Source organism: Streptococcus pseudopneumoniae (assembly GCF_001072315.1).
GTDB lineage: Bacteria > Bacillota > Bacilli > Lactobacillales > Streptococcaceae > Streptococcus > Streptococcus pseudopneumoniae_R.
The window spans coordinates 1-13,057 of sequence record NZ_JVLI01000120.1 but is presented as its reverse complement, the minus strand read 5'-3'; the positions used below and the strand labels follow the sequence as shown (position 1 = coordinate 13,057).

Below are 13,057 nucleotides of genomic sequence, written 5' to 3'. Positions count from 1 at the left end.
TTCAACACTCCATTATATCGGATTTTAGCATTTTTTTCAATTTCTATTTCTTTTCAGTTCCCCCTCCCTTATTTATAGGAAAATATGGTAAAATAGAACAGACTAAAAATCATCATTTCACGAAAGGATGCAAGATGAAAATTACGCAAGAAGAGGTAACACACGTTGCCAATCTTTCAAAATTAAGATTCTCTGAAGAAGAAACTGCTGCCTTTGCGACTACCTTGTCTAAGATTGTTGACATGGTTGAATTGCTGGACGAAGTTGACACAACTGGTGTCGCACCTACTACGACCATGGCTGACCGTAAGACCGTACTCCGCCCTGATGTGGCCGAAGAAGGAACAGACCGTGATCGCTTGTTTAAAAACGTACCTGAAAAAGACAACTACTATATCAAGGTACCAGCTATCCTAGACGATGGAGGAGATGCCTAATGACTTTTAACAATAAAACCATTGAAGACTTACACAATCTCCTTGTCTCTAAGGAAATTTCAGCAACTGAACTAACTCAAGCTACGCTTGAAGATATCCAGTCTCGCGAGACAGCTATCAACGCTTTTGTTACCATCGCTGAGGAGCAGGCTCTTGCTCAAGCCAAAGCCATTGATGAAGCTGGAATTGACGCTGATAATGTCCTCTCAGGAATTCCACTTGCTGTCAAGGATAATATCTCTACAGATGGTATTCTCACAACTGCTGCCTCAAAAATGCTCTACAACTACGAGCCAATCTTTGATGCGACAGCCGTTGCCAATGCAAAAGCTAAAGGCATGATTGTCGTAGGAAAGACCAACATGGACGAGTTTGCCATGGGTGGTTCAGGTGAAACTTCTTACTACGGTGCCACTAAAAATGCTTGGGACCAGACCAAGGTTCCTGGTGGTTCATCAAGTGGTTCGGCCGCAGCTGTAGCTTCAGGACAAGTTCGCTTGTCACTTGGTTCTGATACTGGTGGCTCTATCCGCCAACCTGCTGCCTTCAACGGGATCGTTGGTCTCAAACCAACCTACGGAACGGTTTCTCGCTTCGGTCTCATTGCCTTTGGTAGCTCATTAGACCAAATCGGACCTTTCGCACCTACTGTTAAGGAGAATGCCCTCTTGCTCAACGCGATTGCCAGCGAAGATTCCAAAGACTCTACTTCTGCCCCTGTCCGCATTGCCGACTTTACTTCAAAAATCGGTCAAGATATCAAGGGAATGAAAATCGCTTTACCTAAAGAATATCTTGGTGAAGGGATTGACCCAGAGGTTAAGGAAACTATTCTGAATGTAGCCAAACACTTTGAAAAACTGGGTGCTATCGTTGAAGAAGTCAGCCTTCCTCACTCAAAATACGGTGTTGCCGTTTACTACATCATCGCTTCATCTGAAGCTTCATCAAACTTGCAACGTTTTGATGGTATCCGTTACGGCTACCGCGCAGAAGATGCAAGCAACCTTGATGAAATCTATGTAAACAGCCGTAGCCAAGGTTTCGGTGAAGAGGTGAAACGTCGTATCATGCTGGGTACTTTCAGCCTTTCATCAGGTTACTATGACGCCTACTATAAAAAAGCTGGTCAGGTCCGTACCCTCATCATCCAAGATTTCGAAAAAGTCTTTGCGGATTATGACTTGATTTTGGGCCCAACCGCACCAAGCGTTGCCTATGACTTGGATTCACTCAACCACGACCCAGTTGCCATGTACTTAGCTGACCTTTTGACCATTCCAGTAAACCTGGCAGGTCTCCCAGGAATTTCGATTCCTGCTGGATTCTCTCAAGGTCTACCTGTTGGTCTGCAATTGATTGGTCCTAAGTATTCTGAGGAAACTATTTACCAAGCTGCTGCTGCTTTTGAAGCAACAACAGACTACCACAAACAACAACCCGTGATTTTTGGAGGTGACAACTAATGAACTTTGAAACAGTCATTGGACTTGAAGTCCACGTAGAGCTCAACACCAATTCAAAAATCTTCTCACCTACTTCTGCTCACTTTGGAAATGACCAAAATGCCAACACTAACGTGATTGACTGGTCTTTCCCAGGAGTTCTACCCGTTCTCAATAAGGGTGTTGTCGATGCCGGTATCAAGGCAGCTCTTGCCCTCAACATGGACATCCACAAAAAGATGCACTTTGATCGTAAAAACTACTTCTATCCTGATAATCCCAAAGCCTACCAAATTTCTCAGTTTGATGAGCCAATCGGCTATAACGGTTGGATTGAAGTCGAGCTAGAAGATGGTACAACTAAGAAAATCGGTATCGAACGCGCTCACTTGGAAGAAGACGCTGGTAAAAATACCCACGGTACAGACGGCTACTCTTACGTTGACCTCAACCGCCAAGGGGTGCCCTTGATTGAGATTGTATCCGAAGCTGACATGCGTTCACCAGAAGAAGCCTACGCTTATCTAACCGCCCTCAAGGAAGTTATCCAATACGCTGGCATTTCTGACGTTAAGATGGAAGAAGGTTCCATGCGTGTGGATGCCAATATTTCTCTTCGTCCTTATGGTCAAGAAAAATTCGGTACCAAGACTGAATTGAAGAACCTCAACTCCTTCTCAAACGTTCGCAAAGGTCTTGAATACGAAGTTCAACGTCAGGCTGAAATCCTTCGCTCAGGTGGACAAATTCGTCAAGAAACACGCCGTTACGATGAAGCCAACAAGGCAACCATCCTCATGCGTGTTAAGGAAGGGGCTGCTGACTACCGCTACTTCCCAGAACCAGATCTCCCACTCTTTGAAATCTCAGACGAGTGGATTGAGGAAATGCGGACTGAATTGCCAGAATTTCCAAAAGAACGCCGTGCGCGCTACGTCTCTGACCTCGGCTTGTCTGACTACGATGCTAGCCAGTTGACTGCAAACAAAGTCACTTCTGATTTCTTTGAAAAAGCTGTCGCCCTAGGTGGTGATGCCAAACAAGTCTCTAACTGGCTCCAAGGTGAAGTCGCTCAGTTCTTGAACGCTGAAGGCAAGACACTAGAACAAATCGAATTGACCCCAGAAAACTTGGTAGAAATGATTGCCATCATCGAAGACGGCACTATCTCGTCTAAGATTGCAAAGAAAGTCTTTGTCCATCTCGCTAAAAATGGCGGTGGCGCGCGTGAATACGTGGAAAAAGCAGGTATGGTTCAAATTTCAGATCCAGATGTCTTGATTCCAATCATTCATCAAGTCTTCGCAGATAATGAAGCAGCCGTTGCCGACTTCAAGTCAGGCAAACGTAATGCTGACAAGGCCTTCACAGGATTCCTAATGAAAGCAACCAAAGGCCAAGCCAACCCACAAGTTGCTCTTAAACTACTTGCCCAAGAATTGGCGAAGTTGAAAGAAGATTAATATGTAACAAAAACCAGCCCTGAGGTTGGTTTTTTCCCCCCTACCATCTCCCAATAACTATTTTGGCTTTATTTCCAGAAGATTTTATGGTAAAATGAAGAGTAATAATATTTATTAAAGAGGTAAAAACATGATTGAAGCAAGCAAATTGAAAGCTGGTATGACATTTGAAACTGCAGACGGAAAATTGATCCGTGTTTTGGAAGCTAGCCACCACAAACCAGGTAAAGGGAACACAATCATGCGTATGAAATTGCGTGATGTCCGTACTGGTTCTACTTTTGACACAAGCTACCGTCCAGAAGAAAAATTCGAACAAGCTATTATCGAAACTGTTCCAGCTCAATACTTGTACAAAATGGATGAAACTGCCTACTTCATGAACACTGAAACTTACGACCAATACGAAATCCCAGTCGTAAACGTTGAAAATGAATTGCTTTACATCCTTGAAAACTCTGATGTGAAAATCCAATTCTACGGAACTGAAGTAATCGGTGTAACTGTACCAACTACTGTTGAATTGACAGTTGCTGAAACACAACCATCTATCAAGGGTGCTACTGTTACAGGTTCTGGTAAACCAGCAACTATGGAAACTGGACTTGTTGTCAACGTTCCTGACTTCATCGAAGCTGGACAAAAATTGATCATCAACACTGCAGAAGGAACTTACGTTTCTCGTGCCTAATCTCTAGAAAGAGGTCATTCTATGGGAATTGAAGAACAATTTGGCGAAATCGTTATCGCTCCACGTGTACTTGAAAAAATCATTGCCATCGCAACTGCTAAAGTTGATGGTGTCCACTCATTTTCAAATAAATCTGTATCTGATACCCTATCAAAACTCTCTCTTGGTCGTGGCGTCTACTTAAAAGAAAGCAATGAAGAGCTAACTGCTGACATCTACCTCTACCTTGAGTACGGTGTGAAAGTACCAAAAGTTGCTCTTGCTATTCAAAAAGCGGTCAAAGATGCTGTCCATGATATGGCTGATGTGGAACTTTCTGCTGTCAATATCCATGTTACAGGAATCGTTCCAGATAAAACACCTAAACCAGAGTTGAAAGATTTATTTAACGAGGACTTCCTCAATGACTAGTCCATTATTAGAATCTAGACGCGAACTTCGTAAATGCGCTTTTCAAGCTCTTATGAGCCTTGAATTCGGTACAGATATGGAAACGGCTTGTCACTTTGCCTACACACATAACCGTGAAGATGCAGATGTGCAAATCCCAGCCTTTCTTCTAAACTTGGTTTCTGGTATCCAAGCTCAAAAAGAAGAGTTGGATAAACAAATCAACCAGCACCTCAAATCAGGCTGGACAGTTGAACGCTTGACCTTGGTCGAAAAAAATTTACTACGCTTGGGTATCTTTGAAATCACATCATTTGATACACCTCAGCTGGTAGCAGTCAATGAAGCTATTGAACTTGCTAAGAATTTTTCAGATCAAAAATCAGCCCGCTTTATCAACGGACTGCTTAGTCAATTTGTAACTGAAGAAAATGAATAATCGAAAAGGTGTTTGGTCTTCCAAGCACCTTTTGACTTTCCCCTCTGCACAGATTAAGAACCACATAAAAACTAGAACTGGCAGTCAGTTCTAGTTTTTATATTAGTATTTTCTAAATCGTTGGTAACGTTCTTCCAACAACTCTTCTAGCAGTTTTTGTGAAAGTAAAGCTAGCTCAGCTTGGAGTTCTTTTTTTACATTCTTAATCAGTTCTTTGCTAGAAAGTCCTGCTTCAGAAATCACCTTGTCCACCACGTCCATTTCTAACAGTTCATGCGAAGTGATTTTCATCAGTTCTGCCGCTTCCATGGCACGAGTTCCGTCCTTCCATAGAATGGAAGCAAAACCTTCTGGGCTGAGAATGGCATAGATAGAATTTTCCAGCATCCAAACACGGTCTGCGACTGCTAGAGCCAGAGCCCCGCCTGAACCACCTTCACCTATAATGATGGCGATAATCGGAACTTTCAGGTCACTCATTTCCATGAGATTACGAGCAATGGCTTCTCCCTGTCCACGTTCTTCCGCTCCGACACCAGGATAGGCTCCAGCAGTATTGATAAAGGTCACAATTGGGCGGCCAAACTTTTCAGCCTGTTTCATCAACCGTAGAGCCTTGCGGTAGCCTTCTGGATGTGGTTGTCCAAAATTCCGTTTAAGGTTATCTTGTAAACTCTTGCCTTTTTGGATACCAACCACTGTTACAGCTTGATCTCCAAGCCAGCCAATACCACCAACAACTGCACCATCGTCACGAAAAGAACGATCACCGTGTAATTGAATAAAGTCATCAAAAATGCCTGTCGCAAAGTCCAAGGTCGTCAAGCGACTCTGCTCACGCGCTTCTCTGACTATTTTTGCAATATTCATCTAGGACTCCCTCCATGCAATCTGACTAGGCTTGCAATCATATCTGGCAAATCTCTTCTTTTAACGATAGCATCCACAAATCCATGCTCCAATAGGAATTCTGCCTTTTGGAAATCCTCAGGCAAGCTTTCACGAACCGTGTTTTCAATCACACGACGCCCAGCAAAACCGACCAAACTCTGTGGTTCAGCCAGAATGATATCGCCTTCCATAGCGAAAGAAGCTGTCACACCACCTGTCGTTGGATCTGTCAAAATGGTCAGATAAAAGAGACCAGCATTTGAATGGCGTTTAACTGCTACAGAAATCTTGGCCATTTGCATGAGACTCATGATTCCTTCCTGCATACGGGCTCCACCAGAGGCAGTGAAGAGGACAACTGGCAATTTTTCGACAGTTGCATACTCAAATAAGCGAGTGATTTTTTCACCTACAACCGTACCCATAGAAGCCATGATAAAGTTGGAATCCATAATCCCAAGAGCCACAGTCTGACCTTTTATAAGAGCTGTTCCTGTCACAACGGCTTCATCCAGACCTGTTTTTTCACGCATAGTTGCTAGTTTCTTTTGATAACCAGGGAAATGCAAGGGATCCTTGCTCTCAATCCCTGTAAACAATTCCTTGAAAGTTCCCATATCAATCGTCAAAGCTAAGCGTTCTTGGGCAGAAATACGAAAGGTATAGCTACAGTGCGGACAGATACGCTCACTTCCCAGATCCTTCTGATAAATGGTATGCTTACAACCCGGACACTGGGAGAATAATTCATCTGGAACCTCTGGCTTGGCTTGAGGTTTTTCCCTAACCGAACGATTGGGATTGATTCGAATATACTTATCTTTTTTACTAAATAGAGCCATTGATTCCCCTTTTCGGTTTAAACTCTTGAAGTCATTTTATTCTTTTTCTTGATATTTAGGTAAGAAGGTTTCCATCAAGAAGGAAGTATCATAATCTCCAGCAATGACATTACGATCTGAAATGAGGTCAAGCTGGAAATCTGCATTGGTCTGCACCCCTTCAATCTCTAATTCATAGAGGGCACGTTGCATTTTCATCAAGGCATCAAAACGATTTTCACCGTGAACGATGATTTTGGCAATCATACTGTCATAATAAGGCGGAATGGTATAGCCTGGATAAACTGCTGAATCCACGCGTAAGCCAACTCCTCCACTTGGCAGATAGAGATTGGTAATCTTACCTGGACTTGGAGCAAAGTTAAAGGCTGGATTTTCTGCATTGATCCGACACTCGATGGCATGACCGCGTAGGACAATATCTTCTTGCTTAACAGACAGAGGCTGACCTGCTGCAATACGAATTTGTTCCTTAACGATATCCACACCTGAAACAAATTCTGTTACTGGATGCTCTACCTGAACACGTGTATTCATTTCCATGAAATAGAAATTGCCACTTGCTTCATCAAGCAGAAACTCAATGGTCCCTGCATTCTCATAGCCAACAGACTCTGCAGCTCGAACAGCAGCCGCACCGATTTCATGACGCAACGTTTTTCCGATTGCAATTGAAGGACTTTCTTCCAAAACCTTTTGATTATTCCGTTGAAGAGAACAATCCCGTTCACCCAAGTGAATCACATTTCCGTGTTCATCTCCTAGGATTTGAACCTCAATATGGCGAGCTGGATAAATAACCCGCTCTATGTACATAGCACCATTGCCATAATTGGCCTTGGCTTCACTTGAAGCAGTATCAAAGGCGGAAACGAGATCTTCTGGTTTTTCAACCTTACGAATCCCTTTACCACCTCCACCTGCTGAAGCCTTGAGCATAACAGGGTAGCCAATTTTTTCAGCAACAATCAAAGCTTCCTCAGAGTTATGCACTTCTCCATCCGAACCTGGTATAACAGGCACGCCTGCTTTGATCATCTGAGCACGCGCATTGATCTTATCCCCCATCATATCCATAACATGACCAGATGGACCGATAAACTTGATACCAACTTCTTCACACATGGTTGCAAATTTGGAATTTTCACTGAGAAATCCAAAACCTGGGTGAATGGCTTCTGCCTCAGTCAAGACTGCAGCTGATAGAACCGCATTGATATTGAGATAAGACTCTGTTGCCTTGCCAGGGCCGATACAAACTGCTTCATCTGCCAAAAGCGTATGAAGGGCTTCCTTATCAGCAGTTGAATAAACCGCCACCGTTGCGATCCCCAACTCACGCGCCGCACGGATAATGCGAACCGCAATTTCACCACGATTGGCAATTAAAATTTTTCGAAACATGGAGAACCTCCTTAGTTCCCTATTGCAAAGGTAAGAGTACCACTGGCCGCAAGCTTGCCATCCACTTCAGCCTTTGCTTCAACCACGGCAATGGTACCACGGCGTTTTACAAACGTTGCCGTCATAAGCAATTGGTCGCCTGGTACAACTTGCTTCTTGAACTTAACCTTGTCCATACCAGCGTAAAAGACCAGTTTCCCCTTATTTTCAGGTTTTGACAACTCCAAGACACCAGCAGTTTGCGCCAAGGCTTCCATGATTAGAACACCTGGCATAACAGGGTATTGAGGAAAATGACCGTTAAAGAAGGGCTCGTTAATGGTCACATTTTTGATAGCAACAATAGTATCTTCGCTCACTTCCAACACACGGTCCACTAGGAGCATAGGATAACGGTGGGGAAGGGCTTCTTTGATTCCTTGAATATCGATCATTTGATACGTACCAATCCTTTACCAAACTCAACCATTTCTTCGTTAGAAACGAGAATTTCCGTTACCACACCATCCTTAGGAGCTGGGATTTCATTCATGACTTTCATGGCTTCGATAATGACCAGTGTTTGACCCTTTTTAACAGTATCACCAACTGTGACGAATGCAGGTTTGTCAGGACCAGCAGCCAAGTAAGCCACCCCAACAAGTGGACTCTCTACAACATCTCCCTCAGCAGCCACACTTGCTTCAGCTGGCGCCGAAGTTTCTTCCACTACAGTCTCTGCTGGAGCAGATGTAGGAGCTACTGGACTCGGTGTTGCTAGAACGGGTGCTGGAGCGACTTGAGATGCAACTTCAGACACCAGTCTCGATTCATTCTTGCTAAACTGCAACTCATCCGTCCCATTTTTATAAGAAAATTCTCTCAAACTTGACTGGTCAAATTGAGCCATCAAGTCTTTAATATCGTTTAAATTCATACTTATTTATTCTCCCAACGTTTGAAAGCAAGAACTGCATTGTGGCCACCAAAACCAAAAGTGTTTGAAATAGCGTATGGAATTTCTTGCTCCAAGCCTTGTCCATAAACGACATTGGCTTCGATATAATCTGATACTTCACTTGTTCCAGCTGTCATTGGTACAAAGTTATGACGCATAGCTTCGATTGTGACGATAGCTTCTACCGCGCCTGCAGCACCCAGCAAATGTCCGGTGAAAGACTTAGTTGATGATACAGGTACTTCCTTACCAAGAACAGCCACGATCGCACCACTTTCTCCTTTTTCATTAGCAGGAGTTGATGTTCCGTGAGCATTGACATAGGCTACTTGCTCTGGAGAAATCTCGGCTTCCTCCAAGGCTAGTTTGATGGCTTTGATAGCTCCTTGACCTTCTGGATGTGGAGAAGTCATATGGTAGGCATCACAAGTATTACCGTAACCAACCACTTCAGCAAGGATAGTAGCGCCACGTTTTTCAGCGTGTTCAAGACTTTCAAGAACCAACATCCCTGAACCTTCACCCATGACAAAACCGTTACGGTCTTTATCAAATGGGATAGAAGCACGAGCTGGATCCTCTGTAGTAGAGAGAGCTGTCAAGGCTTGGAAACCAGCAATAGCAAAAGGTGTAATAGAAGCTTCTGAACCACCTACCAACATAACATCTTGGAAACCAAATTTAATTGAGCGGAAGGCATCCCCAATCGCGTCATTTGATGAAGCACAGGCAGTATTGATAGATTTACAAACACCGTTTGCTCCAAAACGCATAGCAACATTTCCTGAAGCCATATTTGGCAAGGCTTTTGGAAGGGTCAATGGTTTCACACGTTTTGGTCCTTTATCATGGAGGCGAAGCACTTGATCTTCAATTTCCTTGATTCCACCAATACCAGAGGCAACGATAACACCAAAACGATCTTTATCAAGAGCCTCTACATCCAAATTGGCATGATTAACAGCTTCTTGGGCTGCATACAAGGCATATAAAGAATAGTTATCAAAACGGTTGGTATCTTTCTTTACAAAGTATTTATCAAAAGGAAAATCTTGGATTTCTGCTGCATTATGCACATCAAAGTCACTATGATCAAATTTTGTAATTGGACCAATTCCGATTTTTCCAGTTGTCAAACTATTCCAAAATTCTTCTGGTGTATTTCCGATTGGAGATGTTACTCCATAACCTGTTACTACTACGCGATTTAGTTTCATCTTTTTCACCTCTAGCTTCTGCTACATACTTAAGCCACCATCAATGGCAACCACTTGACCAGTTAGATAATCTTGGCCTGCTAAAAATACTGTCAAATCTGCAACCTGCTCCGCCTGCCCAAATGCTTTCATAGGAATTTGCGCCAGCATAGCATCTTTTACCTTGTCTGATAGAACAACTGTCATATCGGACTCAATCATTCCAGGAGCAATAGCATTAACTCTGATATTGCGATTGGCCACTTCACGCGCCACAGACTTGGTAAAACCAATCAAACCAGCCTTAGAAGCTGCATAGTTAGCTTGACCGATATTTCCCATCAAACCAACAACACTAGACATATTAATGATAGCACCTTCTCTGGCTTTCATCATCGGTTTCAAGACTGATTGTGTCATGTTAAAAGCGCCAGTCAGATTCACTTTAAGCACTTTTTCAAAATCTGCTTCTGTCATCTTGAGCATCAGGGTATCTTGGGTAATTCCTGCATTGTTAACCAAAACATCTACTGAACCCAGCTCTGCAATAGCTTGCTTAACCATACGCTTAGCGTCTGCAAAATCTGATACATCTCCTGAAATGGGAACCACCTTGACACCATAATTTAAAAACTCAGCGAGCAATTCTTCTGAAATTGCACCACGACTGTTTAAAACAATATTTGCTCCTGATTGAGCAAACTTGTGGGCGATGGCAAGACCAATTCCACGACTCGAACCTGTAATAAAGATATTTTTATTTTTTAGTTGCATTCTTTTCTCCTGTTTTCTCTTGTATTTATGGGAGAAGGGATTACTTGTTTTCTAGCAAATCTTCCAAGCTAGCCTGATCTTCAACATTGGCTAGTTTAGCCGTTTTATCAATTTTTTTGACAAAGCCTGACAAAACTTTCCCCGGTCCAATCTCGATAAAGTTGGTTACGCCTGCTTCTTGCATAACTGCCATACTTTCGTAGAAACGAACTGGCTCCTTGACCTGACGCGTCAAGAGTTGAGCAATGTCTCCTTTTTGCATAACTGCAGCTTCTGTATTGCCGACTAGGGGACAAGTAAAATCTGAAAAACTTACCTGAGCTAGAGTTTCAGCTAGTTTCTGACTAGCAGACTCAAGGAGAGCGGTATGAAAAGGCCCTGAAACCTTGAGAGGAATCAAGCGTTTGGCGCCTGCTTCCTGCAAGAGTTCGACAGCTCGATCAACTGCAACCACTTCTCCACCAATCACGATTTGTGCAGGTGTGTTATAGTTGGCTGGGGTAACCACTCCAAGTTCAGAAGCCTTTTGACAGGCTTCCTCAATGACCTCTACTGGTGTATTAAGAACTGCGACCATCTTGCCAGAACCAGCAGGAGCTGCTTCTTCCATATAGGCTCCACGCTTAGCTACCAAAGCTACCGCATCTTCAAAATCCAAGGCGCCACTGGCCACCAAGGCAGAGTATTCTCCAAGGGACAAACCAGCAACCATATCAGGCTTATAGCCTTTTTCTTGTAATAAACGGTAGATAGAAACCGAAGTCGCTAGAATGGCTGGTTGGGTATAGCGGGTCTTATTGAGTTTGTCTTCTTCCGTATCGATGAGATGACGCAAATCATAACCAAGTACCTGACTCGCTTGATCAATCGTTTCTTTGACAATAGGGTAGTGATCATAGAGATCCCGTCCCATACCTAGATACTGGGCACCTTGACCAGCAAATAAAAAGGCTGTTTTAGTCATTTCTTACAACTCCTGCCCAACGAGAGGCTTCTTCTTGAATTTTCTTAGCCGCTCCGTAATACAAATCTTTTAGGATTTCTTCAATGGTTTCTTCTTTGGAAACAAGCCCTGCGATCTGACCTGCCATAACAGATCCACCATCCACATCTCCGTGAACAACTGCTTTGGCTAGAGCACCCGCTCCCATTTGTTCAAAGATTTCCAAATCAGGATTTTCTTGTTTAAAGGCATCTTTTTCAGCTTTTTCAAAATCACGAGTCAATTGGTTTTTAATTGCACGAACAGCATGTCCAAAGTGTTGAGCTGAAATCGTAGTATCAATATCTCTAGCTTTTAAAATTTTCGCCTTATAATTTGGATGGGCATTAGACTCTTTGGCAACGACAAACCGAGTTCCAACCTGAACAGCCTCTGCACCTAGCATAAATCCAGCCGCAGCACCTTCACCATCCGCAATTCCTCCTGCCGCAATAACAGGAATAGATACAGCTGCGGCTACCTGTCGCACCAAGGTCATGGTTGTTAATTTACCGATATGCCCCCCAGCTTCCATTCCTTCTGCAATAACAGCGTCCGCACCGATTTTTTCCATGCGTTTAGCTAGGGCAACACTTGGTACAACAGGAATAACTGTAATTCCTGCTTCGTGAAAGCGTTCCATGTATTTACCAGGATTTCCTGCCCCTGTTGTAACCACTTTGACGCCTTCCTCGATAACGAGATCTACAATATCTTCCACAAAGGGAGACAAGAGCATGATGTTGACACCAAAGGGTTTATCAGTCAATGATTTGATTTTATCAATATTTGCCTTGACAACTTCTTTAGGGGCATTCCCCCCACCGATAATGCCTAGTCCGCCAGCCTTGGAAACAGCCCCTGCCAAATCACCATCAGCAACCCAGGCCATTCCTCCTTGAAAGATAGGATAATCAATATTCAATAATTCTGTAATACGTGTTTTCATAGTGCCTCCATCGTTTCTTGCTTACGTAATAGTTCGATACTGTCATAATTTGAAAATCAAACTATTGCCTAAACAAGAGGGAGCGGGTTTCCCTACTCCTTCTATCTATATTCTGCTTATACTCTTCGAAAATCAAATTCAAACCACGTCAGCGTCACCTTGCCGTACTCAAGTACAGCCTGCGGCTAGCTTCCTAGTTTGCTCTTTGATTTTCATT

15 protein-coding genes are annotated in these 13,057 nt (G+C 43.3%); 6 read left to right on the top strand and 9 right to left on the bottom strand.

Going from position 1 to position 13,057, the window contains the following annotated elements:
- Positions 1–134 precede the first annotated feature (134 nt).
- From gatC to nusB, 6 genes are all read left to right on the top strand, one after another.
- On the top strand, positions 135–437 hold the full coding sequence (gatC, locus tag ADH54_RS06440; protein ID WP_049524481.1) for an Asp-tRNA(Asn)/Glu-tRNA(Gln) amidotransferase subunit GatC: 303 nt from the start codon (positions 135–137) through the stop codon (positions 435–437).
- Entirely contained in the window at positions 437–1,903 is a 1,467-nt protein-coding gene (gene gatA, locus ADH54_RS06435; RefSeq protein ID WP_049524480.1) for an Asp-tRNA(Asn)/Glu-tRNA(Gln) amidotransferase subunit GatA, read from the top strand. The genes gatC and gatA overlap by 1 nt, the downstream gene beginning before the upstream one ends.
- Positions 1,903–3,345 (top strand): Asp-tRNA(Asn)/Glu-tRNA(Gln) amidotransferase subunit GatB, encoded by a 1,443-nt coding sequence (gene gatB, locus ADH54_RS06430; protein WP_049524479.1) that lies wholly within the window; start codon positions 1,903–1,905, stop codon positions 3,343–3,345. Before gatA ends, gatB begins: the two co-directional genes overlap by 1 nt.
- A gap of 130 nt (positions 3,346–3,475) precedes the next feature.
- Positions 3,476–4,036 (top strand): elongation factor P, encoded by a 561-nt coding sequence (gene efp, locus ADH54_RS06425; RefSeq protein ID WP_000568643.1) that lies wholly within the window; start codon positions 3,476–3,478, stop codon positions 4,034–4,036.
- Positions 4,037–4,057: 21 nt separating this feature from the next.
- A complete protein-coding gene (locus ADH54_RS06420; RefSeq protein ID WP_023938546.1) occupies positions 4,058–4,447 on the top strand; it encodes an Asp23/Gls24 family envelope stress response protein in 390 nt (129 codons plus the stop codon).
- A complete protein-coding gene (nusB, locus tag ADH54_RS06415) occupies positions 4,440–4,865 on the top strand; it encodes a transcription antitermination factor NusB (protein ID WP_049524478.1) in 426 nt (141 codons plus the stop codon). The genes ADH54_RS06420 and nusB overlap by 8 nt, the downstream gene beginning before the upstream one ends.
- Before the next feature lie 102 nt (positions 4,866–4,967).
- On the opposite strand, the gene ADH54_RS06410 is transcribed toward nusB, so the two are convergent.
- From ADH54_RS06410 to fabK, 9 genes are read right to left on the bottom strand one after another with little or no spacing between them, the layout of a single operon-like run.
- Positions 4,968–5,735 carry an acetyl-CoA carboxylase carboxyl transferase subunit alpha gene (locus ADH54_RS06410; protein WP_049524477.1) on the bottom strand — a complete coding sequence of 256 codons (768 nt, stop codon included), beginning with the start codon at positions 5,733–5,735 and terminating at the stop codon, positions 4,968–4,970.
- Positions 5,732–6,598, bottom strand: coding sequence for an acetyl-CoA carboxylase, carboxyltransferase subunit beta (gene accD / locus ADH54_RS06405; protein WP_049524476.1), 867 nt, complete (start codon positions 6,596–6,598; stop codon positions 5,732–5,734). Before accD ends, ADH54_RS06410 begins: the two co-directional genes overlap by 4 nt.
- A 36-nt stretch (positions 6,599–6,634) precedes the next feature.
- Entirely contained in the window at positions 6,635–8,002 is a 1,368-nt protein-coding gene (gene accC / locus ADH54_RS06400; protein ID WP_049524475.1) for an acetyl-CoA carboxylase biotin carboxylase subunit, read from the bottom strand.
- Positions 8,003–8,013: 11 nt separating this feature from the next.
- A complete protein-coding gene (gene fabZ / locus ADH54_RS06395) occupies positions 8,014–8,436 on the bottom strand; it encodes a 3-hydroxyacyl-ACP dehydratase FabZ (protein WP_000565509.1) in 423 nt (140 codons plus the stop codon).
- Positions 8,433–8,918, bottom strand: coding sequence for an acetyl-CoA carboxylase biotin carboxyl carrier protein (gene accB / locus ADH54_RS06390; RefSeq protein ID WP_049524474.1), 486 nt, complete (start codon positions 8,916–8,918; stop codon positions 8,433–8,435). Before accB ends, fabZ begins: the two co-directional genes overlap by 4 nt.
- A 2-nt stretch (positions 8,919–8,920) precedes the next feature.
- On the bottom strand, positions 8,921–10,156 hold the full coding sequence (gene fabF, locus ADH54_RS06385) for a beta-ketoacyl-ACP synthase II (RefSeq protein WP_049524473.1): 1,236 nt from the start codon (positions 10,154–10,156) through the stop codon (positions 8,921–8,923).
- A 21-nt stretch (positions 10,157–10,177) separates the two neighbouring features.
- Complete coding sequence (gene fabG, locus ADH54_RS06380) at positions 10,178–10,909, bottom strand: 3-oxoacyl-[acyl-carrier-protein] reductase (RefSeq protein ID WP_049524472.1); 732 nt, start codon at positions 10,907–10,909, stop codon at positions 10,178–10,180.
- A 40-nt stretch (positions 10,910–10,949) separates the two neighbouring features.
- A complete protein-coding gene (fabD, locus tag ADH54_RS06375) occupies positions 10,950–11,873 on the bottom strand; it encodes an ACP S-malonyltransferase (RefSeq protein ID WP_049524471.1) in 924 nt (307 codons plus the stop codon).
- Entirely contained in the window at positions 11,866–12,840 is a 975-nt protein-coding gene (gene fabK / locus ADH54_RS06370) for an enoyl-[acyl-carrier-protein] reductase FabK (RefSeq protein WP_049524470.1), read from the bottom strand. Before fabK ends, fabD begins: the two co-directional genes overlap by 8 nt.
- Positions 12,841–13,057 lie beyond the last annotated feature (217 nt).